The sequence below is a fragment of the Pseudomonas boreofloridensis genome, assembly GCF_030580795.1.
Classification (GTDB): Bacteria; Pseudomonadota; Gammaproteobacteria; order Pseudomonadales; family Pseudomonadaceae; genus Aquipseudomonas; species Aquipseudomonas boreofloridensis.
In genome coordinates this window covers 47,300-69,945 of the sequence record NZ_JAUQOQ010000002.1, presented here as the reverse complement: position 1 = coordinate 69,945, position 22,646 = coordinate 47,300, and the positions used below count along the sequence as shown (strand labels likewise).

Annotated in this window: 20 protein-coding genes; 7 read left to right on the top strand and 13 right to left on the bottom strand. The window is 63.2% G+C overall.

The genetic code is table 11. The features are described 5' to 3' along the window. Positions 1 to 133: 133 nt before the first annotated feature. The 4 genes from Q6A47_RS02500 to mgtA form a co-directional block, all read right to left on the bottom strand. A complete protein-coding gene (locus Q6A47_RS02500; protein ID WP_304482882.1) occupies positions 134 to 1,972 on the bottom strand; it encodes a carbamoyltransferase family protein in 1,839 nt (612 codons plus the stop codon). Then, positions 1,969 to 4,071, bottom strand: a complete 2,103-nt coding sequence (locus Q6A47_RS02495) for an iron-containing redox enzyme family protein (RefSeq protein WP_304482881.1) — start codon at positions 4,069 to 4,071, stop codon at positions 1,969 to 1,971. Before Q6A47_RS02495 ends, Q6A47_RS02500 begins: the two co-directional genes overlap by 4 nt. Before the next feature lie 112 nt (positions 4,072 to 4,183). Continuing rightward, on the bottom strand, positions 4,184 to 5,233 hold the full coding sequence (locus tag Q6A47_RS02490) for a hypothetical protein (protein ID WP_039581695.1): 1,050 nt from the start codon (positions 5,231 to 5,233) through the stop codon (positions 4,184 to 4,186). Between the two features lie 647 nt (positions 5,234 to 5,880). Continuing rightward, entirely contained in the window at positions 5,881 to 8,592 is a 2,712-nt protein-coding gene (gene mgtA / locus Q6A47_RS02485; RefSeq protein ID WP_304482880.1) for a magnesium-translocating P-type ATPase, read from the bottom strand. Positions 8,593 to 8,938: 346 nt separating this feature from the next. Between mgtA and Q6A47_RS02480 the strand changes: the two genes are divergently transcribed. Next, positions 8,939 to 9,109 (top strand): hypothetical protein, encoded by a 171-nt coding sequence (locus Q6A47_RS02480; RefSeq protein ID WP_304482878.1) that lies wholly within the window; start codon positions 8,939 to 8,941, stop codon positions 9,107 to 9,109. A 384-nt stretch (positions 9,110 to 9,493) separates the two neighbouring features. Here the strand turns inward: Q6A47_RS02480 and Q6A47_RS02475 are convergent, their stop codons facing one another. Next, positions 9,494 to 9,757, bottom strand: coding sequence for an accessory factor UbiK family protein (locus Q6A47_RS02475; protein WP_029612547.1), 264 nt, complete (start codon positions 9,755 to 9,757; stop codon positions 9,494 to 9,496). A gap of 410 nt (positions 9,758 to 10,167) precedes the next feature. On the opposite strand from Q6A47_RS02475, the gene glnK reads away from it, so the two are divergent. The 3 genes from glnK to sutA all read left to right on the top strand — a co-directional run bounded on the left by glnK (position 10,168) and on the right by sutA (position 12,656). Beyond that, positions 10,168 to 10,506, top strand: coding sequence for a P-II family nitrogen regulator (gene glnK / locus Q6A47_RS02470; RefSeq protein ID WP_002555808.1), 339 nt, complete (start codon positions 10,168 to 10,170; stop codon positions 10,504 to 10,506). Positions 10,507 to 10,555: 49 nt separating this feature from the next. Then, positions 10,556 to 11,890: an ammonium transporter gene (locus Q6A47_RS02465; protein ID WP_039581549.1), complete on the top strand. Its 1,335-nt coding sequence runs from the start codon at positions 10,556 to 10,558 to the stop codon at positions 11,888 to 11,890. Positions 11,891 to 12,326: 436 nt separating this feature from the next. Next, on the top strand, positions 12,327 to 12,656 hold the full coding sequence (sutA, locus tag Q6A47_RS02460) for a dormancy-specific transcriptional regulator SutA (RefSeq protein ID WP_039581546.1): 330 nt from the start codon (positions 12,327 to 12,329) through the stop codon (positions 12,654 to 12,656). A 66-nt stretch (positions 12,657 to 12,722) separates the two neighbouring features. Here sutA and Q6A47_RS02455 read toward each other — a convergent pair whose 3' ends face one another. The 6 genes from Q6A47_RS02455 to lptM are packed head-to-tail and all read right to left on the bottom strand — an operon-like array spanning position 12,723 to position 17,333. Further along, positions 12,723 to 13,418 carry an HAD family hydrolase gene (locus tag Q6A47_RS02455; RefSeq protein WP_029612549.1) on the bottom strand — a complete coding sequence of 232 codons (696 nt, stop codon included), beginning with the start codon at positions 13,416 to 13,418 and terminating at the stop codon, positions 12,723 to 12,725. Then, complete coding sequence (gene xerC, locus Q6A47_RS02450; RefSeq protein WP_029612551.1) at positions 13,415 to 14,314, bottom strand: tyrosine recombinase XerC; 900 nt, start codon at positions 14,312 to 14,314, stop codon at positions 13,415 to 13,417. The genes Q6A47_RS02455 and xerC overlap by 4 nt, the downstream gene beginning before the upstream one ends. After that, entirely contained in the window at positions 14,314 to 15,024 is a 711-nt protein-coding gene (locus tag Q6A47_RS02445; RefSeq protein ID WP_039581543.1) for a DUF484 family protein, read from the bottom strand. The genes xerC and Q6A47_RS02445 overlap by 1 nt, the downstream gene beginning before the upstream one ends. Positions 15,025 to 15,037: 13 nt before the next feature. After that, positions 15,038 to 15,868, bottom strand: a complete 831-nt coding sequence (gene dapF, locus Q6A47_RS02440) for a diaminopimelate epimerase (protein WP_039581540.1) — start codon at positions 15,866 to 15,868, stop codon at positions 15,038 to 15,040. Positions 15,869 to 15,872: 4 nt separating this feature from the next. Then, complete coding sequence (gene lysA / locus Q6A47_RS02435) at positions 15,873 to 17,120, bottom strand: diaminopimelate decarboxylase (protein ID WP_039581537.1); 1,248 nt, start codon at positions 17,118 to 17,120, stop codon at positions 15,873 to 15,875. Between the two features lie 9 nt (positions 17,121 to 17,129). After that, the gene (gene lptM, locus Q6A47_RS02430) at positions 17,130 to 17,333 is read right to left on the bottom strand and encodes an LPS translocon maturation chaperone LptM (RefSeq protein WP_116889738.1); all 204 of its coding nucleotides are present in this window, start codon (positions 17,331 to 17,333) and stop codon (positions 17,130 to 17,132) included. Between the two features lie 258 nt (positions 17,334 to 17,591). On the opposite strand from lptM, the gene cyaY reads away from it, so the two are divergent. The 3 genes from cyaY to rnk all read left to right on the top strand — a co-directional run bounded on the left by cyaY (position 17,592) and on the right by rnk (position 18,690). Then, positions 17,592 to 17,924 (top strand): iron donor protein CyaY, encoded by a 333-nt coding sequence (gene cyaY, locus Q6A47_RS02425; RefSeq protein ID WP_029612555.1) that lies wholly within the window; start codon positions 17,592 to 17,594, stop codon positions 17,922 to 17,924. Between the two features lies 1 nt (position 17,925). Continuing rightward, entirely contained in the window at positions 17,926 to 18,147 is a 222-nt protein-coding gene (locus Q6A47_RS02420) for a DUF1289 domain-containing protein (RefSeq protein ID WP_304482859.1), read from the top strand. 132 nt (positions 18,148 to 18,279) lie between these two features. Then, a complete protein-coding gene (rnk, locus tag Q6A47_RS02415; protein WP_029612557.1) occupies positions 18,280 to 18,690 on the top strand; it encodes a nucleoside diphosphate kinase regulator in 411 nt (136 codons plus the stop codon). Between the two features lie 34 nt (positions 18,691 to 18,724). Here rnk and Q6A47_RS02410 read toward each other — a convergent pair whose 3' ends face one another. Beyond that, positions 18,725 to 19,567 (bottom strand): PI-PLC domain-containing protein, encoded by an 843-nt coding sequence (locus Q6A47_RS02410; RefSeq protein ID WP_304482854.1) that lies wholly within the window; start codon positions 19,565 to 19,567, stop codon positions 18,725 to 18,727. Between the two features lie 77 nt (positions 19,568 to 19,644). Then, on the bottom strand, positions 19,645 to 22,506 hold the full coding sequence (locus Q6A47_RS02405) for a class I adenylate cyclase (RefSeq protein WP_304482853.1): 2,862 nt from the start codon (positions 22,504 to 22,506) through the stop codon (positions 19,645 to 19,647). Positions 22,507 to 22,646 lie beyond the last annotated feature (140 nt).

Genomic DNA, 22,646 nt, shown 5'->3' with positions numbered 1-22,646 from the left:
TTCAGGTAGGAGGCCGCGCGTGGGTCGGGCCGGTGTGCAAAACGCGCGCCGCGACGGATGAATGGGCCGAACAGCGACAACAGAGACACGATGACGTAACTCATGGATACACCTTCCCTAGTGGTTGAACGACTCAATCCAGCGGCACGGTCTCGCGCCAGTCGACGGCTTCTTCGAAGTGCGGTTGCTGGGTTTTCTCCAGGTAGAAATTGCCGATCGCCAGCACGTCCATGTTGGTGCGCATGAAGCAGCGGTAGGCCTGCGCGGGTGTGTTGACGATGGGCTCGCCGCGCACGTTGAAGGAGGTGTTGACCAGCACCGGGCAGCCGGTCCGGCGATCGAAGCGCTCCAGCAGCGCGCGGAAACGCGGATTACGCTCGCGGTCCACGGTCTGCACGCGTGCCGAGAAGTCCACATGGGTAATGGCCGGCAGGCTGCTGCGCACCACCTTGAGCAGGTCGATGCCGCTGAGTGCCGCTTGGGCGGCGGGTACGCTGCGGCGCACGGCTTGTGCGACCGGCGAGACCACCAGCATGTAAGGGCTTTCTTCGACGATGTCGAAGTATTCCGAAGCCTGCTCGGCGAGCACCACCGGCGCAAACGGCCGGAAAGACTCGCGAAACTTGATGCGCAGGTTCATGGTGGATTGGGTGTCGGCGCGGCGCGGGTCGCCGAGTATCGAGCGGTTGCCCAGCGAGCGCGGACCGAACTCCATGCGCCCCTGGAACCAGCCGACCACGCCGCCTTCCTCCATGCTGAGGATCAGCCGATGGTCGAACGCTTCGTCATCCAACTGCTGGTACACCGCACCGCACAGGTCGAGCTCGGCCTTGATCTGCGCGTCGCTGTATTCAGGTCCCAGCAGCGCGCCCTGCATGCCGTCCACGCCTTTGGGCAATTCGCGCACGTGAACCTTTCTGGCACGGCGATCGCTCAGCAGCGCAGCGCCCAACGAGCCTCCGGCATCCCCTGCCGCCGGCTGAATCCACAGGCGATCGAAGGTCCGTTGCCGAGACACCACGCCATTGGCCACGCAGTTCAGTGCCACCCCGCCAGCCATGCACAGATTGCGCTCGCCGGTCAGATCCCTCGCCGTCTGCGCCAGGCGCGACACCACCAATTCGGTGACTTTCTGCACAGAGGCGGCGAGGTCGAACTCGCGTTCGGTCAACGGCGCTTCCGGCAGGCGACGAGGTCCGCCGAACAGGCGTTCGAACGCCTCCCCCGTCATCACCTCGCCACCGATGAACTCGAACTTGCTCCAGTCCAGGCGGAAGCTGCCGTCAGGCTTGACGTCGATCAACTCGGCCAGGATTCGATCGGCGTGCACCGGCTTGCCGTAAGGGGCCAGGCCCATCAACTTGTACTCGCCCGAGTCCACCTTGAATCCGCAGAAGTAGGTGAACGCGGAGTAGAGCAGTCCGAGCGAGTGGGGAAACTCGAGCTCGGCAACCTGTTTCAGCCCTTCTGGCGTGCCGTGCCACAGCGTGGTAGTGGCCCATTCGCCGACGCTGTCGATGCACAACACTGCCGCCCGTTCGAACGGGCTGGGAAAGAACGCCGAGGCCGCGTGGGATTGATGATGGCCATGAACCTCGATCACGCGTCCCTGGCGATCGCCCATCTCCTGCAGATGCCGCTGTACCTGGCGGTCCATGCGGCGCTTGGTCTTGAACCAATCACTGAGTACGGGGGCGTAGGTCGCTGCCGAGGAAAACCCGGCGACGGCCGCGGTGGACAGCACCCGACGGAATTTCAGCGCAGGGTCTTCGTAATACGCCACATGGTCGACCTGCGCCAGGGACAGCCCCGCCTCGGCCAGCACGAATGCGATGGCCTGGGTGGGAAATCCGGGATCGTGTCGAATACGGCTGAAGCGTTCTTCCTGGGCGGCCGCCACGATGTGGCCATCGACCACCAGGGTGGCGGCGCTGTCGTGGTAGAAAGCGGAAATGCCGAGCGTGCAGGTCATAGCAGCGACCTCATTCGTTCCTTGAACTTGTCCAGCATGGTGTCCTCCCTGGGGGGGTTGAGTGCGGCGAAGCCAACGCGGACGCGTGTCCACAAGGCCTCTCGATCGGTTGCGCCAAAAGCACTGAGGTAGGTGTCGAGACTGGCGACCGCCCAAGCGCTGTGCCCGGTCGCGATGTTGTCGATGGCGTTGTGCAGGTCGACGAACAAGGTGGGGTAGCCATAGGCGCGCAAGGCCTTGTGCGTGCGCCGGTAGCCGCCCCCTACGCCAGACAGTTCCATCGCCAGGTTGAGGCCGAGAATTTCCGCGCAGTAGCGTTGCGGATAGCGGCCGATCGCAAGCCACAGCAGCGGCAGGTCGAAATCCTGATCGGTAAAGCAATCGGCGGCGGCGTAGTCGGCACTGGCTGTCGCCGGCAGTTCGCCGTGCACGGCGCGCAATAACTGGCGATAGATCACCGGGTGGTTCTGCGTCAGGACACCATTGCCGAGTTCGTCGTAGAAGGTTTCGAACAATCGGCTGGCAAACCCTGAACTGGCTAAGGAAGGGTGGGCGAAGCCTGCTAGCCAGGCACCGTCGATCATGGTCAGTGGGGCCAGGGCGAGAATGTCGGCGACCACCTCTTCGCGTGTGGGCACTGCCTCGTCCGGATCCAGCGTGGCATTGGCGGCCACATGCTGGAGCTGCAGCCACTGGCGCAGTGCGCCGGGCGCCCAGCGCTCAGGCAGTGGGCAGCGCCCCTTGGACAGGGCTCTGGCAGACCTGACCAGCCAGCGGTTCACATAGTCGCGAGTCTGCTGCTCTTCTGCAGGGGTGAGTTCGACGTGAAGCCAGCGCGTATAGCGTTGGCGAGGGGGCACGGTAGTGCAGAGGACCGAGCCTCGCTCATCGACGCACAAGGCACGCTGCAGCAGGCCGTCGTCCTTCCAGTGCAGGTGCGCAGGTTCTGGGCTGGGGGCCTGGGCGTAGGGCAGTCCGGCGATCCAGCGTTGCAGGATCAGTACGTCGTCGGGGCTGAAGATCCGAAACATCTTGCCGCGGGGCGAGATCAATGCGTTCAGCAGCGGACTGCGGTGGGGGTCGCCTGGGCGAACGTAGGCGCTATTGGCCAGATGGTCGAGCAGTAGCAGCGCGTCGTCTGTCTGCAGCATAGGTTTCATCGGAGCGCCCGCCAAGCGGGTGCTGTCGTGGTACTGACACGCCTCTGGGCGTCGCCGCCTGATCACATCCCGTGCCGCTTCCCGGGGATCGAGCCAGCGTTCGAGCACCTCGAGCAGCGCGCTGTGGGCCGTTTCGACCTGCCAGCGCGCCCAGGCATAACCTTGGGCAACCGCCTGTTCGGCGCTGGCGTCGGCCTGGGCCAGGAAGTCGCAGACTGCGGTCCCGGCCAGCACGGCCAAGTCACAGTTCGGTTCGCTCGGGTCCCGGCGCAAGTCGAGAAAGGACGTGGCGGGCGAGGGCTGGGCGATGAACGCGAACATCGGCAGCAGGCCGGCGTGGCGCAGGTACAAGTTGACGCCAAGGATCTGTGGCAACAGCGATTCGGGGAAATGGCCCATCACCAGCAGCATCGCCGCCAGGTTGAAAGCGCCCGGGCAAAGGCTTTCATCCTCGCCGATGCGCAGAGGGTCGATGCCGTTTTCCGAAGGTCCGAGTTCACGCAGCAGTTCGGCGTAGCGTGGCAGGCGTCCAGCGCCGGCCAGCCCTTTGCCGACATCGGCTGCATGAATACTCAACACCGCCATGGCATAGGACGATTCGTTGTTCCAACTGGCACAGACGCTGTGCAGCAAGTGTTGGCTGCCGACCAGCAAGGGTGCGGCCTCGCGCACGGCCTTGGCCCTGAGTACGGCACGTTCGTCGGTCTCCAGGCGTGCGCACAAAGCGCGCCACGGCCTGGCCAAGCGTTGCACGCGGTCGGCCGTCTCCTGTGCCAACGTTTCCAGCGCTTGGGGGCAGCGCCAGTCGTTGGTCATTGCCTGGCCAACCGGGACGTCACGCAGCAACGCGCGCAGGTCGGCAGGCGAGAAGGTTTGCCGAGCCTGCTCGCCCGATTCGGCGCTGAGCAGGGCGCAAAACACGGTTCTGGCGCTGTTCATCAGTGCATCGGATAAATGGAGGAATTGTTCTTTTTCTTGGTCTTCTTCTTCCGCTTGAAGAGCGCGCTGAATGCCTGTCGAATCCGTTTGAACATGATCGATTCCTTTCCTGTTAGTTCAGATGTTGCTGAATGGCCTGCGCCACGACGTCATTTCCGGTATCGGTGAAGTGCGCGCGGTCGACAAACAACCATTCATTCGCCGGTCGCGACCTGAGGCCATGCACCAAGTTGGTGAATGGCAGGTCCAATGTGTGGCACGCCGAGGCCAGATAATCGGAATAGTGATCGGCGACTGTGGGGTCGGATATATCACCGTATAATTGCGACCACGTGCCGAGTTTTGAGATCTGATCAAGTTCGTCAAACAATCGCTTTTCTTCAGCGCACGGAGAACGCACCCAAGTGGCCAGCGGTTGCATGAGAAAAGACAGTTCCGCGCCGTGTGCCTGGGCCAGACTTTTCCATGTCGCCAGGCAGCGCGCCGTTTCTGCCGTGGCACGACTCAGTGTTTCCCCGACAGGTGGGACCGCTGTGGTTTCGGTGGGCCACTTTGGAAGTTTCGCTGGCGGCAGAGATGCCCCATGTGCTTCGGCGATCTCGTCGAACTTCTCGTAATAATCGCCGCAGAAATAGAAGGGTGGAAGTTCACCGCGAATGAACTCGGGCAAGCGCGCCATGACCAGGGTGTTGAAGCCGCCCAGCACCACGATTCTGCGGATCTTGGGCAGGCGATGCCGATGCAGCATGAACAGCATCAGCTCCTGCGTCGCATTGAAACAATGCCCGGCGAAATTGAGCCAGGGAATGCCGTCGGGGTCGTGGTGCGCGAGCCGGCTGGCGACACTCGCTGCATCGCTGGAAGCCCCGTAGCCCAAGGCGGGAGAGGCGCCTACCAGTAGGTTGACGATGTCGGCCGGGCACTCGTCGAGCGTGCCGGCGCTCACCGGCCTGCCGTTTCGATCATGGGCGATGCGAAACCCCAGTCGGTCGGTATGGATGCTGGGCGATTGATAGTCGGCTGCATTGAAACTCATGACGTAGGGCAGATACTGTGAGCGACCACGATTGGCGAAACGGTCGTAATCGAGCATCTGCGGTGTCAACTTCACGCGCTCGAGATCTGGATGGTCGAGGGCAACGGGCTTGCGTCTTTTGAACACGGTAAATTCACTCCATTGAACTAACAACGTCCGTTATTTAAGAAACTTTCGTTCAGGCGAATACAAGCCGCGTGCGTGTTTAGAGCAACGGTCATGTGCACATGACGAGCAAAACGGATTGACGAGCGCCGTTAGCCGGCTCGGCAAGTCAGTGTTGCGGGCATGTTAATAAAGGGCAGGGAGCTAAGAGGTGAACGTCTGAGGACAGTAGAAGCTTTTATTATGATTGCCGTGAAGGCTTATAGAGAGCGCGCGAGGCGCTGGGCACATGCGTGCGCAGCCGTGCATCAACATTGTTGTCATCCTTGTTCTTATAGTCGGCTCCAGCCGACGTGATGCTCAATGCGGTCGAGTATAAGTGACGGTCGTTGTCTGTCAATACGATGAACGGTTCAATTTCAGCGTGTCATGTGGTTTTTCATGAACCGCATTATCAGAAGCTGTCCAGTTGGATGTCGAACTATTCAAATGATCATGTTTTCAGATGATGCACTTACCCGGTGAACGATGTGCAGGATTCGAACGAACGGGTGGTCTAGGCCAGATAAGACAAAAACCGCCGAGCACGCTCAAGGAACTGGGATCAATGAGGTGCCGGGCGGCTTTCAATAGTGCCTTACCGCGCTTCAAGGGGTTTCAGGTAGCATCTAGAACCACTGGCCGAACCGGCGGATGTACAAAGTCTTCATGCCCTGAGCCACCACGCAGTAGCCCAGGAGCGTGGCGGCCAGCCAAGGGAAATATTCCCACGGCAGCGGTACGAGTCCCACCATCGCACCCACCGGCGAGAACGGCAGGTAGATGCCCAAGGCCATCACTGCACCGGTGGCCAGTAGCACCGGTAGCGCTGCGGTGCTCTGGAAGAACGGCACCTTGCGGGTGCGCAGCATGTGCACCACCAGCGTTTGCGACAGCAGGCCCTCGATGAACCAGCCGGACTGGAACAGCGCCTGCATTTCGACGCTATTGGCGGCAAACACGTACCACATCAGGGCGAAGGTGGTGATGTCGAAGATCGACGAGGTCGGCCCTATCCACAGCATGAAGCGGCCGATGTTGCCGGCATCCCACTTGCGTGGCTGGCGCAGGAACTCCTTGTCCATGCGGTCCCACGGCAGCGCCAGCTGGGAGAAGTCGTACATCAGGTTCTGCAGCAGCAGATGAATCGCCAGCATCGGCAGGAACGGGATGAAGGCGCTGGCCACCAGCACCGAGAACACGTTGCCGAAGTTGGAGCTGGCGGTCATGCACAGGTACTTCATGATGTTGCCGAAGGTTTCGCGGCCTTGTACCACGCCTTCCTCGAGCACCATCAGGCTTTTTTCCAGAAGGATGATGTCGGCCGACTCCTTGGCGATATCGGTGCCGCTGTCCACCGAAATCCCCACATCGGCGTCACGCAGGGCCGGGGCATCGTTGATGCCGTCACCGAGGAAACCGACGGTGTGACCGTTGGCCTGCAGGGCCTTGAGCACTCGTGACTTCTGCAGCGGGGTGAGCTTGGCGAACACGGTGCGGGCTTCGACCTGGATACCCAGGGTGGTGTCGTCCATGCGTTCGATGTCGCGACCCAACAGTGGCAGGCCGGGATCGAGGCCCACTTCACGGCAGACTTTGCAGGTGACCACCGGGTTGTCGCCGGTCAGCACTTTGACCTGCACGCCCCTATCACGCAGCGCGGCGATGGCGGGGCCGGCGGTTTCCTTGGGGGGATCGAGGAAGGTGAGGAAACCCTGGATCACCAGGTCGCACTCGTCGTCGGTGTGGTACTGCGCCTTTTCTTCGGTAGGGGGAATGTGCCGGGTGGCGACCACCAGCACGCGGAAGCCATCGCGGTTGAACGCGTCGGCGCTGTCGAGCAGGCGCTGGCGGCGCCGAGCATCGAGTGCCACCACGTCATCGCCTTCCTGGACATGGGTGGCGATGGCGAGCATTTCCTCGACCGCGCCCTTGCTCACCATCAGGTGCTGGCCCAGGACGTTCTTCACCACCACCGACAGGCGCCGGCGAATGAAGTCGAACGGCAACTCATCGATCTTGGTATAGCTGCGCGGCGCCTCGAAGGCGTGGTCCTGGCCGGCGAAATACAGCACCGCCTGGTCCATCAGGTTGCGGATACCGCTCTGGTGGTAGCTGTTGAGCCAAGCCAGCTCCAGCACACGACGGTCGCGCTGACCGTCGAGGCGAACGTGGTGCTCGAGAATGATGCGGTCCTGGGTGAGGGTACCGGTCTTGTCGGTGCACAGCACATCCATGGAGCCGAAGTTCTGGATGGCGTTCAGGCGCTTGACCACCACTTTGCGTCGGGCCATGGCGACCGCGCCCTTGGCCAGGTTGGCGCTGACGATCATCGGCAGCATTTCCGGAGTGAGCCCCACCGCCACGGCCAGGGCGAAGAGGAAGGCATCGCCCCAATCACCCTTGACCAGGCCGTTGATCATGAACACCACCGGCACCATCACCAGCATGAAGCGGATCAGCAGTGCGCTGACGCTGTTCACCCCGCGATCGAAGGCGGTCTGGGTGCGCGACCCGGCGATGGCCTTGGCCAGGGAGCCGAAATAAGTGCGCTTGCCCGTGGCCAGCACCACCGCACGAGCCCGGCCGCTGACCACATTGGTGCCCATGAAGCAGATGTTCGACAGCTCCAGCGGGCTGTCGGCGTCGCCAGCGTCTTCGGCGGATTTCTGCGCGACGTGGCCGAGGGTGTCGTACTTCTCCACCGGCAGCGCTTCGCCGGTCAGTACCGCCTGGCTGATGAACAAGTCACGCGATTCGAGCAGGCGCACGTCGGCGGGGATCATATCGCCCGCCGAGAGCTGTACCAGATCGCCGACCACCAATTCGTTCATGGGCACTTCACGCAGGGCCGGTGCCTGGCCGAAGCGTTCGCGGCGCAGCACCGTGGCGGTGGTGCGAACCATCGCCTTGAGCGCATCGGCGGCCTTGTTCGAGCGGTACTCCTGCCAGAAGCGCAGCAGGCTGCTGACGCTGACCATGGTCATGATGATGATGACCTTGGTCAGGTCGGCGTCGTCCCCTTCGCCGGCACGGATCGGCAGCCAGTAGTCGGTGACGAAGCTGATCGCGGCGAGGGTCAGCAGGACATAGATGAAGGGGTTGTTCAGGGCCTTGAGCAGTTGCACCACGGCGGGTGCCTGACGGTCCTGGGCCACTTGGTTGGCACCGTCGCGCTGCAGGCGCTTGGCGGCTTCTTGCTCGGTCAGGCCCAACTCGCTGGTGTCGAGGTTGGCCAGCGTGACGGCCAGTCCATGGTGCGCCTCACGGGCGGCCTGGGTGGACAGGCGGGTTTCGCGCTCGGCCTTGGCCGACGGGGTATTGCGGTATTTGGCGGTCATGTTGCTGTGCTCCTGCCGCTGCGGCGGCACGCCACACAGACGTTTCACTCACGGGGTGAACGGCGGTATGTCGGGTCGCATGAAAAAACCAGGTTTTTCCGACGGTTGTCTGTTCGCTGCCGAGGGTCGGAAGTTGATCCGGCAGCGAACTTTCTACTCGCGCAGTCCATGGGTGTGTCCTCGTTCAAATAATTCAGGCAATAAGGAACCCTCAAACTTTTAAATTAAAAAAGTTTGCACGGAAGTGGCCGTTTAAATACGGTTTTCAGATGAAGTTCGAGGGCCTCAGGCAGGCGCGAAACCAGGCCATAGGCCCGCTGCGACTCGGAGGTTCCTGAGGGGCGTCATGGCTCCAGTGCAGGCGCAACTGGAGTTTTCCGTGGCCAGGATGGGCCTGCCATATGGCGCGCAGTTGCGGGCCGCGTGCAGCGGCCGTGGGAACGTCTTCGAGCCTCGCGGCGAGTGGCCTGCGGGTGCGCGCATGCAGCGCAGCCAGGCAGGCGTGCAGGCGATGTGAAACGAACGAGGTGAGGGTCATGAGCTTGCCTCCGACCGGCGGGCACCGGGCGAGGCAAGTCACGGCGGAGCGTCAGGCTCTGGCGCGGCGTGCCCGATCCAGGTGTCGGGACCGGTGTTCCGATTTCAGTGCCTGACCGGCCCGTAGGGCGCCGATCAGGCAGCGACTAGATACTGTGTCCATTGAATGCTTCATTGAGTTGAGTAAGGGCCTTTTCCCAAGGCGAGCGAACTTTATTCAAGGGTAGTATCGAAGTCAATCGCAGAGGGGGTCGTTAAATAACTTTCATCTTGTCGAATGCGATATTTAGTGTGTAGGAAAGCATTCTTCATAGGCTCGGCCTGCAGGCGGCATTGCACCGTGCAGGCTCTGCCAACTGGGGGCTCAGTGGTCCGCTGAAGGCGCCAGGCGGGCCTCGAGGTCGGCCACCTGCTTTTCCAGTGCTTCAAGGCGGGCACGGGTACGGGCCAACACTACCATCTGGCTGTCGAATTCTTCTCGGCTGACCAGGTCCAGCTTGCTGAAGGTGCTCTGCATCAGGGCCTTGAACTGACTTTCGAGTTCGGCGCGCGGCTGCGCGGTATCGCCGCTGAACAGGCGCGAGGCCTGGTCGCTCAGGGCATCGAGGAGGGCTTTGGGCGCGAGCATGGGGCAGGCTGTCCATCAAGAGGGAAGGGTTGGCAGTGTAGCACGGTGCCCCGGAACGGCTGGATGCACACTTTTTGCGCAGCATGCAGGGGTTGGATGCACCGGAATTGTGCGCCTTCTTCTCTGAGGGCCTCAGGCCAATCCTCGAGCGATAACGTAATGGCCTGTAATTCCGAGCTTTTTGAGAAATGGCAAGGTTTCTGCAATGACTCTCGCAAGCCATGCACTGATGACGTCCTGAGTGATCGGGCAGTGTGCAGGCGCAATCGCTAGGTCTCACGTCACCCACCGAAGCGTGCGTCGGAGGGGGGAAGGAAACCAACGACGCGTTACAAAGCCAGGCGCTGCGCTTAGACTTGAGACGGGTTTGTTTTCCTGGGGCAAGTCCACCAAATCGGGAGAAGAGTTTCATGAAGCTAGTCACTGCCATCATCAAGCCGTTCAAGCTGGACGACGTGCGCGAGTCGCTGTCGGAAATCGGCGTGCAGGGCATCACCGTGACCGAAGTCAAGGGCTTCGGCCGGCAGAAGGGCCATACCGAGCTGTACCGTGGTGCCGAGTACGTGGTCGATTTCCTGCCCAAGGTCAAAATCGATGTCGCCATCGACGACAAGGACCTGGACCGGGTGATCGAAGCCATTACCAAGGCTGCCAACACCGGCAAGATCGGTGACGGCAAGATCTTCGTGGTGAATCTGGAGCAGGCCATCCGCATCCGTACCGGCGAGACCGATACCGACGCGATCTAAGCGACGCAACACCGCCTCACCAAACCCAACACGCCCCAGGAGAAAACAAATGACTCTGCGCAAGATCGCAGGGCTAGGAGCCCTATTGTCCCTCGTCATGCCTGGCCTGGCCTTGGCAGACGAAGCCGCCGCCCCGGTGCTGAACTCCGGCGACACCGCCTGGATGCTCACCGCCACCGCGCTGGTACTGTTCATGACCATCCCGGGCCTGGCCCTGTTCTACGGTGGCATGGTGCGCTCCAAGAACCTGCTGTCGGTGATGATGCAGTGCTTTGCCATCACCGGTCTGATCAGCATCCTGTGGGTCGTCTACGGTTACAGCATCGCCTTCGATACCGCCGGTATGGAAAAGGGCGTGCTCAACTTCAATTCCTTCATCGGGGGCTTCTCCAAGGCCTTCCTCGCGGGCGTCACGCCATCGGGCCTGACCTCGGCCACTGCGCTGTTCCCCGAGGCGGTGTTCATCACCTTCCAGATGACCTTCGCCATCATCACCCCAGCGCTGATCGTCGGCGCCTTCGCCGAGCGCATGAAGTTCTCCGCCATGCTGGTATTCATGGGCGTGTGGTTCACCCTGGTCTATGCGCCGATCGCGCACATGGTCTGGAGCGGTGACGGTGCGCTGATGTGGGACTGGGGCGTGCTGGACTTCGCTGGCGGCACCGTGGTGCACATCAACGCCGGTGTCGCGGGCCTGGTGGCCTGCGTGGTGCTGGGCAAGCGCAAGGGCTACCCGACCACGCCGATGGCACCGCACAACCTGGGCTACACCCTGGTCGGTGCGGCCATGCTGTGGATCGGCTGGTTCGGCTTCAACGCAGGCTCCGCCGCGGCCGCCAACGGTACTGCCGGCATGGCCATGCTGGTGACCCAGATCGCCACCGCCGCCGCCGCGCTGAGCTGGATGTTCGCCGAGTGGATCGGTCATGGTAAACCGAGCGCGCTGGGCATCGCGTCGGGTGTGGTCGCCGGTCTGGTCGCCATCACCCCGGCGGCGGGCACGGTAGGTCCGATGGGCGCTCTGGTGATCGGCCTGGCGTCCGGCGTGATCTGCTACTTCTGCGCCACCAGCCTCAAACGCAAGCTGGGCTATGACGACTCGCTCGATGCCTTCGGCGTGCATGGCGTGGGCGGCATCGTCGGCGCGATTCTCACCGGCGTGTTCGCGGCACCTGCGCTGGGCGGCTTCGGCACGGTCACCGATATCGGTGCGCAGGTCTGGGTACAGGCCAAGGGCGTGATCTTCACTGTGGCCTATACCGCCATCGTCACCTACGTGATTCTCAAGGTCCTGGACGCGGTGATGGGGCTGCGGGTCAACGAAGAAGAAGAGTCGGTCGGTCTCGACCTGGCTCAGCACAACGAGCGTGGTTACAACCTGTAATCGCCACGCGGTAAAAAACTTGCCCGGCTCGTCCGGGCATTTTTTTGCCTGATTTTTACTGTTTCGCCTTGGGGCAAACGGTTTACCCGACACGTTCGTGACGTAGGGCGAATACTTACAAAATGACGGGTGTTGATGGAGCTTTGCTTTTTCTCCCGGCGCGCTAGAATGCGCGCCGGAGGGGGCCTTCGAGGCGCCCTGCGCACGTCGGTGCCAGCTTTGCTAGGCTGGCTCATAGCGCAAGGCCATCGGCCCCCGCCGAAGATTTCGCCAGTGCTGGCCTTAGGCCGGAACCTGCTGGCAAGCGCTCCCTGTACGCAGCGCATACTCCAGGCCGTGGCCAATCCACGGTCGGTGGAATTTTCACCGGTGGCTGCCGGTCTACGGCATCACTGGGCCATAACTAATCTGCTTTTCGCAAGTCATGAGGTAGAACATGAGCGACGACGATCTGGAAAACGATGACCTCGAAGTCGGCGACGACGAAGAGGGTGACGAGGCCCTCGAAACGGCGGCCGACGACGGTGCCGAAGATGCCGGCGACGACGACAGCAGTCCGGCGCCGGCGGCCAAGGGCAAATCCAAGGCCGCTGTCTCGGTAGACGAGATGCCGAGCCTGGAGGCCAAGCAGAAAGAGCGCGATGCGCTGGCCCGGGCCATGGAAGAGTTCCTGGCGCGTGGTGGCAAGGTGCAGGAAGTGGAGGCCAACGTGGTCGCCGATCCGCCCAAGAAGCCGGACAACAAGTACGGCAGCCGCCCTATCTGAGTGGCTGAGTGCGAAAGAGCCCGCCGTCGCTGCGGGCTTTTTTGTGGGTGGTGAAAAGGCAGGCCTTCACCGCCAACGCGCCAGCACCTCGGGAAGCTGCGACAGCTGCCGGACCTCGGCGTCCGGCGCGCGCTCGCCGGTCCAGTCCTTGCCCTGGGGGTTGAACCACACCGCGCGCAGGCCGGCGCGCTGGGCGCCGGAAATGTCATCACCCGGATGGTCTCCGATGTGTACTGCGGCGGCTGCCTCGACCCCGCCGCGCTTGAGCGCTTCGAGAAACGGTGCCGGATCCGGCTTGCCCACGCCCAGGTCCTCGGCGCACAGGGCAAAGCGGAAGTAGTCGGAGATGCCCAGGCGGCGCACATCGGCGTTGCCATTGGTCACGACGCCCAGCACATAGTGCTGGCGCAGGATCTCCAATACCGGCTCGACTTCTGGGAACACCTCGACCTGGTGCCGGGCCTGCAGGAACACCTCGAAGGCTTCGTCTGCCAGCGCCTGCGCCTGCTCTTGGGCGTAGCCGACTTCCGCCAGCGCGTTGAACAGCACGCGTCGGCGCAGTGCACTGATGCGGTGCTTGAGCGCTGGTTCGGCCTGGACCAGGCGTTCGCGGATGGCAAACAGGTGTTCGACCGGCACGCTGCCCAGGCGTGGGGCATTGGCAGCCAGCCAGTCGCGCAAGAGGATTTCGGCGCTGGCGATCACGGGCGCGGTGTCCCACAAGGTGTCGTCCAGGTCGAAGGTGATCAGTTTGATGGTCATGAGTCGCTATCCTTGCTGCGTTTGGCCCGTGGGTGGGCGCTGTCGTAGACGGCGGCCAGGTGCTGGAAGTCCAGGTGGGTATAGATTTGCGTGGTACTGATGTCGGCGTGGCCGAGCATTTCCTGTACCGCCCGCAAATCCTGGGACGATTCCAGCAGATGGCTGGCGAACGAATGGCGGAGCATGTGCGGGTGCAGGTGCTGGCCCAACTCGCGCTCGCCGGCTGCCTTGACCCGTAGCTGAATGGCCCGCTGGCCCAGGCGCTTGCCTTGGCGGGTGACGAACACCGCGCTGTCACGCGGGGCGCTGATGCCGCGCAGCTTCAGCCAGGCTTGCAAGGCTTCGCGGGCCTTGCGCCCGACCGGCAGCACGCGCGCCTTGCCCCCTTTACCGTGGACCTGCACCAGCGCGCCAGCGAGGTCGAGTTGCTCCAGGTCCAGCTGAGTCAGCTCCGACAGGCGCAAGCCCGAGGAATAGAACAGTTCGAGGATGGCCTGGTCGCGGCGGGCGATGAAGTCGTCATCGACGCCGCCGTCGAGCAGTTGCAGGGCGCGGTCGGTGTCGAGGGTCTTGGGCAGGCGGCGTTCGCCTTTGGGCGGTGCCAGGCCGTTGGCCGGGTCGTGCTCGCACAATCCTTCGCGGTTGAGGTAGCGATACAACCCGCGCACTGCCGAGAGCAGGCGCGCCAGGCTGGTCGAGGACTGGCCATGATGGTGCAGACGCGCCACCAGTTGACGCAACTGCTGGATCTGCAAGGTCTTCCAACTGGCGATGCCTTGGTTATTGCAGAACTCGAGCACTTTGGTCAGATCGCGCCGGTAGGCGAGTTGGGTGTGCTCGGACACCTGGCGCTCGTTGCGCAGGTGCGCGCAATAAGCCGCCAGCTCACGTTCCATCAGCGCACCGAGCGCAGCGTCTGCGTCACCCGTGGAACCACGCGGCCGAGGATTTCGGCGATGTAGGTGAGGAACAGGGTGCCGACGCTGCTCTTGTAGTGCTGCGGGTCGCGACTGCCGATGGCCAGTACCCCGTGCAGCCCCTGGTGCTCCAGCGAGGCCACGGCACTGGAGCCCACCTCCAGGCGCTGTTCGTCGCCGAACAGGAATGCCAGCTCATGCTCGCGCAGGTTGCCGCTGACCGTCTTGCCGCTGCCCAGCAGCCCACCGATGGCCTGTTGCGCCTCGGCGCTGCTGACCCAGCGCCCGACGGGCGCGGCGTTGTCGCCGAACAGGATCAGGCTGACGAAGGGCACCTGGAATTCCTGGCGCAGGCTGTCTTCGACCGCCATCACCACTTCTTCCAAGGTGTTGGCGTCAAGCAGGTCGAGAATCAGCCGACGCGTTTTTTCGAACAGTCGGTCGTTGTCGCGGGCCACGTCCATCAGTTGCGACAGGCGATGGCGCATCTCGATGTTGCGCTCGCGCAGCAGCGTGAGCTGACGTTCCACCAGCGATACGCTGTCGCCGCGCTGATGGGGGATGCGTTGCTCGACCAGCAGGTCGTCGTGCTCGGCGAAGAAGGTGGGGTGGGCGCGCAGGTAGGCGATCACCGCCTCGGCGTCGAGATCGGCGGCTTGCTCGGGTACAACCTGTGGCTGATCGGTCATGGCGGATACTCGTTTAGAAACGGACCTGTCCTTCGTAGACGCGCACGGCGGGACCGGTCATGCGTACCGACTGGCCCGGGCCTGCCCATTCGATGCTCAGGCGTCCGCCCGGCAGCTCGATGCACACGGGCGAGTCCATCCAGCCCTGCGCGATGGCGGCCACGGCGGCGGCGCAGGCGCCGGTGCCGCAGGCCTGGGTCTCGCCAGCACCGCGCTCCCACACGCGCAGGTAGGCGCGGTGACGGTCGACAACCTGGAGGAAGCCGGCGTTCACCCGTTGCGGGAAGCGCGGATGATGTTCGATCTTCGGTCCCAGCTCGTGTACCGGTGCGCGCTGCACGTCATCGACGCGCAGCACCGAATGAGGGTTGCCCATCGACACGGCGGCGATCTGATGAACCTGTCCATCGATCTGCAGCGGGTAGCTGAGCGCCTGCTCGTCGGCAACGAAGGGGATGTCGGCCGGCACGAAGCGCGGTGGCCCCATGTCGACGCAGACCTGGCCATCGTTCTGGATGTCCAGCTCGATGACGCCGCCTTTGGTCTCGACACGGATGCGCTTCTTCGCCGTCAGGCGCTTGTCCAGCACGAAACGGGCGAAGCAGCGCGCGCCATTGCCGCATTGTTCGACTTCGGAGCCGTCGGCGTTGAAGATCCGGTAGCGGAAGTCCACCTCCGGATTGCTCGGCGCCTCGACGATCAGCAGTTGGTCGAAACCGATGCCGGTGTGGCGGTCGCCCCATTGCTTGGCGTGCTTGGGCTGGATGTGCGCATGCTGGCTGACCAGGTCGAGCACCATGAAGTCATTGCCCAGTCCGTGCATCTTGGTAAAACGCAGCAGCATGGGTTCACTCCGGCAGCAGGCTTTCGCCGGCGAACAATTCAGCGATGGTTTCGCGGCGGCGCACTTCGAAGGCCTGGTCGCCATCGACCAGCACCTCGGCGCAGCGGCCCCGGGTGTTGTAGTTCGAACTCATGACGAAACCATAGGCGCCCGCCGAACGCACGGCCAGCAGATCGCCTTCGGCCAGGTTCAGCGCACGGTCCTTGGCGAGGAAGTCGCCGGTTTCGCAGATGGGCCCGACCAGGTCGTAGGCGCGTGTCTGGCCTTCGCGCGGGCTGACGGCGCTGACGTCCATCCAGGCCTGGTACAGGGCCGGACGAATCAGGTCGTTCATCGCCGCATCGATGATGGCGAAGTCCTTGTGTTCGGTGTGCTTGAGGTACTCGACGCGGGTCAGCAATACGCCGCCGTTGGCGACGATGTAGCGGCCCGGTTCGAACACCAGCGCCAGATCGCGCGCGCCGACGCGCTCGCGGATGGCCTGCAGGTAGTCGGCCACCTGCGGCGGCTGCTCGTCGCGGTAGCGCACGCCGACACCGCCGCCCAGGTCCAGGTGACGCAGGTGGATGCCGCACTCGGCCAGGCGATCGACCAGGGCCAACAGGCGATCCAGCGCGTCGAGGAATGGATCGACGGTGGTCAACTGCGAGCCGATGTGGCAGTCGACGCCGACCACGTCCAGGTTCGGCAGTTGCGCGGCGCGCACGTAGAGGGCTTCGGCATCGGCGATGGCGATGCCGAACTTGTTTTCCTTCAGGCCCGTGGAGATGTACGGGTGGGTGCCCGCATCGACGTCCGGGTTGACCCGCAGCGACACCGGGGCCACTTTGCCCATCTCGGCGGCCACGGTTTGCAGGCGCTCGAGTTCGTCGGTGGATTCGACGTTGAAGCAGTGCACACCCACTTCCAAGGCGCGGCGCATGTCTTCACGGGTCTTGCCGACGCCGGAGAACACCACGCGATCGGCGCGTCCACCTGCGGCCAGCACGCGCTCCAGCTCGCCGCCGGAGACGATGTCGAAGCCTGCGCCCAGGCGCGCCAACAGGTTCAGCACACCCAGGTTGGAGTTGGCCTTGACCGCGAAGCACACCAAGTGCTCGACCCCTTGCAGGGCGTCGGTGTAGCTGCGGTACTGGGCCTCGATATGGGCGCGCGAATAGACGTAGGTCGGGGTGCCGAAGCGCTCGGCGATGGCCGACAGGGCCACGCCCTCGGCGAACAACTCGCCGCCGCGGTAGTTGAATGCGTCCATGGGATTTCCTTACTGCGCTGGCGACTGCTCGGGCAGCGGTTCTTCGGCTTGCGGCGCGGCCTGGGCCGGCTGCCCGTGTTGATGCGACGACTTGCGTGCGCTCTTGCCGTCCTTGCCGTCTTCAGGCAGGTACAGGGGGCCTTTCTGGCCGCAGGCCGAAACGAGGCAGGCAACAGCGACCAGCGCCGCAACGGAGGAAATCAGGCGCTTCATGGGCGAAATCCTTTGAATTAAGCAGTATTGCGCCCGAGTATACCGAGCGCCCGGCAGATTGCCTATGCGAGGGTCCGGGCGAGTCGAGCCGCAAGCCGCGAGCGGCAAGTGGCAAGCTGCAAGCGGCAAGTTGGTGGCGCCGGTCGTCTGCGCTGGGCGGTTTTTCTTGTCTCTTGCCGCTTACGGCTTGAAGCTGGGCGCCTTGCGCCGGTATCGTGCCCGGCTTGCGTCCCTGCAGCCATTTCCGAGGTTCCTGCAATGAGTTTGAGCGAAGCGCGTTTCCACGATCTGGTCGACGCCACCCAACAGGCCCTGGAGGATCTGTTCGATGACACCGACCTGGATCTGGACATGGAAAACTCCGCCGGGGTGCTGACCATCAAGTTCGACAACGGCAGCCAACTGATCTTCAGCCGCCAGGAACCGCTACGCCAACTGTGGCTGGCCGACCGTTCCGGCGGTTTTCACTTCGACTACGACGAAGAGAGCGGCAAGTGGGTGTGCGAGAAGAGCGAAGAGCTGCTCGGCGAGATGCTCGAACGCATCGTCTGGGAGCGGGTCGGCGAGAAGCTGGACTTCGACGAGATCTGACATGAGCGATCAGCCGCGGCCTCCCAAGCCGCTCTACAGCAACGTCAGCCCAGCCGTGCCTTCGCCCTGCATCAATGTGTGTCGGCTCGATGAGCGCCGTGTCTGTACTGGCTGCTACCGGCATGTGGAGCACATCCGCGAGTGGCGCGCGGCTGACGATGAACGGCGTCGGCACATCTGCCGCGAGGCCCGGGCGCTGAAGGCGGCGACGCCTGAGGCTTGAGTATTTGTCCGGCTGTGGTAGTGTCGAGCCATTACTGGCCTCGCCAGAAGCCATCAGCAAACCCCGCCCTTGGGCGGGGTTTTGCTTTATCTACAGCCTGAAATGCCCCGTTGAAAGGAGTCCGACTGGATCATGAGCACCCAACCTACCCTTATCCTCACCCGATTGGACGTGCAGCGTCTGGAGCGTCTGATCGACAGCCTCGACGACAGTACGCCGGGTGTGCTCGCCCTGCAGGACGAGCTGGACCGCGCCGATCAGGTGGTCGGTCACGAGGAAGTCCCGGCCGGTGTGGTGACCATGAACTCGCGCGTGCACTGCCGCGAGCAGGCCACCGGCAAGGATTACCACTTGACGCTGGTGTACCCGAAGGACGCGGGCGTGGAGGGCAACGTCTCGATCCTCGCACCGATCGGTTGCGCGCTGCTCGGCCTGTCGGTGGGCGACCAGATCGACTGGCCGGCACCGGGCGGCAAGACCCTCAAGCTCAAGCTACTGGCGGTCGAATACCAGCCCGAAGCGGCGGGCGATTTCGATCTGTAAGCTGGCCGAGACTTGAGGCCTTGCCCGACAAGCGTCAGCGGGCCTGCCTGGCCCGCAGTTGGCAGGCATGGATGCAGTTGTCGACGATGCGGCTGCGCAGCGACCAGTCGGTGTTGATGATGCGGAATTTCTGGATGTAGCTGTTCAGGTCCTGCGATTTGAACCACTCGTCGATCTTGTCGCTGAAGTCATCCGGGCGGAACAACTCGGCCACGTTGTACTTGGCACACTGAATCGCGCTCAGCTCGCCCCTGGTATCGTCCACCGGTGGTTGCTTGTCCATGAACGCCTTCAGCGTGGCGGCCGAGGGTGTGTTTTCACCAATCCACACCTGACGCACGCCAGGCCAATAGTCGCCGCGGTCTTGATGGTTGTAGGCGATCACGATGTTCTTGCCCGGGTGCTGGCTCCACAACTCGTCCAGTGTCAGGTGGCTCAGTGACTTGGGGATGAACATCGAGCCGAAGTGCCGGTTCATCGCCTCGCGCAGCCAGCCGTGTTCCTTTTCGCCGAAGCGCTCGAATTGATGGAAGTCGAGGATCACGATTTCCTTGGCATTGGCCGGCGTTTTGAAAAACTGCTTGAGCTGATTGAGGACGTCGCCGAACAGGTTGCGCCCGGAACTGCTCATGTGGAACAGCTGATAGCGGTAGGCTTGATCCGGGGTGTATTCGTGGTATGCCCGCACGCGCAGGTCCAGCACGCGAATACCGCCACGGACCTGATCGATACAGGGAACGTCCTGGGTGAGCTCCTGGGCGATCACGGCGCCGACCTTGGTGTCCATGCCCGAATCGTGGCTGCCGGGCAGAATCAGTTCGTGAATACGCAGGCTGCCCAGTTCAGGGGTCGAGCCCATCCAACATGCTTTGTTCATCATCGAGTACTCCAGTGCCAAGAGCCCTTGATGGTGGTGCGGCCGATGGATTGGCAGCAGCGGGAATCGGTGCAGGGTCAGGGCTGCGATGTGCGCTGTTGCAGATGCAGGCCATCGTTCAGCGCCTGCTCAAGGGCTTGCTTGTGGCGCAACAGAACCGCAGTCGAGGCCGGTCGTTCGTCGTCCAGGCCCGACAGGTCCAGGTCAGTGATATAGCAGCGGTAAACACCTGCGCTGTGGCGCTGCTCGAGGATCTGTCGCGCGACCACGGCATACAGCTGATCGCCATACTCCAGCTCGGAATATTCGAGCTGATCGCAATACAAGGTGACCTGTGGCGCCTGCTGTGGGGAGGCCTGAACGATCGCCTGCACTTCGTAGTAGGGCTGGGCTTCGTCCACGGCCGGTGTCGGGCGCCGCTCCACGCTTCGAGCCTTCCCCGGGCCATTGGGCAGCAACTGGTAATAGTGGATATCCAGCGCCGCTTGGCGACCGTCCAACGGCAGGCGCGCCTTGCGGCGCATGGCCACCGAATTCAGGAAACGCTGCAAGGGCAGCAGCAGGTGCTCTTCATCCTGCAGCGGTGATTGCTGTTGCCACAACGTCCCGTGCTCGTCGAGCACGTAGAGGTCGGCGAACCCTTCATGCAGGCGATAGAACACCTGGATGCACTCGGGCTGACCCAGTGCCAGCAACAGCGGCAAGTCGTGATCCGTCAGGGCCTGGGCATCCAGCAGCAAGGGGCTGTAGTGCGTGCGCTCTTCGCCCAGGTGGGTGAGCAGGGCCGCGTGCCCTTCCAGCGTGGTCAGCTCGACCTGGCCCGCGTCGAGCGCCAGCACATGGGTATGCTGCGCCACCTGCAGCAGGAACCGATGACCGAGGTTGCGCTCCAGCAGGCCTTGGACAGTGTCGAACAGTTCCTCGACGCGCTGGGCGATGGCCTGCGCGCGGTTGTGGCAGAAGCAGCGTACCGTCAGGCGCGGGCGCGGGGTGCGTGAGCCACGGCTGTTGAGAAAATCGCGCAGGCAGCGCATCAAGGCATGTTCGCCGTCGTAGCGCTGCACCAGCACCTCGTTCCAGCTGTTGAGGGTGACCTGATCGAGCGTCAGCACCAGGTTTTCGCGCACCCCGGCGTAGCTCAGCGAGTCGGTGCGCTCGGTGGTCATCAGAATGTTCAGGTCACGGTGTTGACGCAGCGGATCCAGGCCGACATTCACCAGCAGCAGAACTTCCTGGGCCACGCTCGGTTGCAGCAGGTCGATGTCGCTGACGTTCTGCAGCGGCAGGGGCAAGCTCTGCTGCAAGCTTCCCATCAAGTTGAACAGTTCGAATTCGCTCAGGTCGCTGACCCCAGGGTGCAGAGCCAGGCGCGTGCTGCTGTCGATGACGCCGTTGCGGTGCGCCCAGGCCAGCAGTTCGATCAGCTCGCGGCAGCGCTTGAGCGGGTGGGTATGCTCCCATTCATGCACGCCCAGGCTGCCGGGGTAGAGTCCCCAGAGGTAAGTGCCAGGCTCCTTGCGGTTGGGCGATTGCACCAAGGTCAGGGTGTCCTCGGCCACGTCCGGAGCAATGCCGGGGTTGATGACTTCGATCTTGCCGACGCGGCGTTCGAAGGCGGCATACAGGCGCCGTCCGAGTACGTTCAGGTCGCGCTGCTCGGCGCGGCTGCCGGCGCCTTTTTCGCGGGCGAATTGACTGACGAAGCGATAGCTGTGATTGAGTTCGCTCACCAGCTCGCGGCGCTCCAGCGCCACTTGGCGGACCTTCCATTGACTGCGGGTATCGAGCAGGGCCAGTTGCTGGTCGCTCCAGCCCCATTCGTCGGTCAGGCGGGCGAGCAGGCGCTGTTGCCAACCGTCGCGGGTCGAGCGTGCGCACAGGCTGAGTTTCTTGTTCACCTTCAGATACAGGCTGCGGCGTACCCGCTCCAGGCGCGCGCGCTCGTTGCGCTGCAACAGGTAGCGTTCGATGCGCCGGTAGACCAGTACATAAGGGTCGAGCTCGTCCAGGTCCAGGCAATTGGCGAACACCGCGCGCTTGTAGTCCAGGCTCAGGCAGCGCACCTCGGGGTGCTCGCTGGCGTAGGCCTCGGTGAGCAGCAGCTTGAGCAACGATTTGTAGGGCGAGTCGATGCCCTTGAACAGTTGCCACAGCCCGGCGCCGACGAATTCCTGGGCGGGAATGTGCGCCAGGTGGCCAAGGTCGAGCGCCTCATGGGGGCCGATGAAGCGCTTGGAGAGCAGCGTGCAGGTGTAGGCCTGATAGTTCGACTCTTCATATACCGGCACCAGCCACCACAGCGGGGTGCGCCCGGCCAGCCAGATCGCCGTGCGGTAGAACTCGTCGAGCAGCAGAAAGTGCTGCGTGGTACCGCAGTCGTCGGAACTGAGCTGGCCGTCGCGCTGGCCCTGGGCGAAGCCGTGCGGCTCGATCATGAACAGGTGCGCCTCGGCGCCCTGGGTGGCCGCCCAGGCCTCGAGCAATTGGCACTTGCGCCGCAGTTCGGCCAGCTCAGGTTCGGCCAGGTCCGGCGCGTGGCAGACCCACAGGTCCATGTCGCTCTGTTCGGCCTGGGCCAGGGTGCCGAGGCTGCCCATCAGAAACAGTCCATGGATCGGCTGAGGCGGGTTGCCGTGACGTGCCTTGTAGGTGAACGAGCGGGTCAGGCGCTGGGCTTCGGCCAGCAGTTCAGCGTCCGGCTCGAAACCCGATACGCCGGCCGGCGTGCCGCCCGAGACGTAGCCAGGCAGCAGCGGATGATTGACGTGGAAGAACAGTGGCAACAGCTTGAGCACTGTCTGCTGGCGGCTGGAGAGCCCGTCCATGGCCCGTTCCAGGCGACCTTGATTGATCTGCAGGAAGCGCCCACGCAGGGTCGACAGCACCTTGCGGTCAATGCCTTGGTCCAGGTCGGGGCGAATTTCGTGAGGGTGGCTCATGACGTGCTCAGGCAAGTCGGGATGCGTCGGCGAGTGTAACCTGAGCGACAAGAATGCATAAGAGAGTGGATGGCATTTTGGCGCCATTTTTCCAGCGACTGGCGACCTGGCAGGCAGGCGTCGTGAGGGACGCCTGCGCG

Coding starts and splice junctions, on each gene's coding strand:
- Q6A47_RS02420 (WP_304482859.1), top strand. CDS start 17,926: ATGAGCGATCAGCCGCGGCCTCCCAAGCCGCTCTACAGCAACGTCAGC.
- rnk (WP_029612557.1), top strand. CDS start 18,280: ATGAGCACCCAACCTACCCTTATCCTCACCCGATTGGACGTGCAGCGT.
- xerC (WP_029612551.1), bottom strand. CDS start 14,314: ATGGAACGTGAGCTGGCGGCTTATTGCGCGCACCTGCGCAACGAGCGC.
- lysA (WP_039581537.1), bottom strand. CDS start 17,120: ATGGACGCATTCAACTACCGCGGCGGCGAGTTGTTCGCCGAGGGCGTG.
- Q6A47_RS02410 (WP_304482854.1), bottom strand. CDS start 19,567: ATGAACAAAGCATGTTGGATGGGCTCGACCCCTGAACTGGGCAGCCTG.
- Q6A47_RS02455 (WP_029612549.1), bottom strand. CDS start 13,418: ATGACCATCAAACTGATCACCTTCGACCTGGACGACACCTTGTGGGAC.
- Q6A47_RS02465 (WP_039581549.1), top strand. CDS start 10,556: ATGACTCTGCGCAAGATCGCAGGGCTAGGAGCCCTATTGTCCCTCGTC.
- Q6A47_RS02500 (WP_304482882.1), bottom strand. CDS start 1,972: ATGACCTGCACGCTCGGCATTTCCGCTTTCTACCACGACAGCGCCGCC.
- Q6A47_RS02445 (WP_039581543.1), bottom strand. CDS start 15,024: ATGACCGATCAGCCACAGGTTGTACCCGAGCAAGCCGCCGATCTCGAC.
- cyaY (WP_029612555.1), top strand. CDS start 17,592: ATGAGTTTGAGCGAAGCGCGTTTCCACGATCTGGTCGACGCCACCCAA.
- mgtA (WP_304482880.1), bottom strand. CDS start 8,592: ATGACCGCCAAATACCGCAATACCCCGTCGGCCAAGGCCGAGCGCGAA.
- glnK (WP_002555808.1), top strand. CDS start 10,168: ATGAAGCTAGTCACTGCCATCATCAAGCCGTTCAAGCTGGACGACGTG.
- Q6A47_RS02480 (WP_304482878.1), top strand. CDS start 8,939: ATGGCTCCAGTGCAGGCGCAACTGGAGTTTTCCGTGGCCAGGATGGGC.
- dapF (WP_039581540.1), bottom strand. CDS start 15,868: ATGCTGCTGCGTTTTACCAAGATGCACGGACTGGGCAATGACTTCATG.
- Q6A47_RS02405 (WP_304482853.1), bottom strand. CDS start 22,506: ATGAGCCACCCTCACGAAATTCGCCCCGACCTGGACCAAGGCATTGAC.
- lptM (WP_116889738.1), bottom strand. CDS start 17,333: ATGAAGCGCCTGATTTCCTCCGTTGCGGCGCTGGTCGCTGTTGCCTGC.
- Q6A47_RS02475 (WP_029612547.1), bottom strand. CDS start 9,757: ATGCTCGCGCCCAAAGCCCTCCTCGATGCCCTGAGCGACCAGGCCTCG.
- Q6A47_RS02495 (WP_304482881.1), bottom strand. CDS start 4,071: ATGAACAGCGCCAGAACCGTGTTTTGCGCCCTGCTCAGCGCCGAATCG.
- sutA (WP_039581546.1), top strand. CDS start 12,327: ATGAGCGACGACGATCTGGAAAACGATGACCTCGAAGTCGGCGACGAC.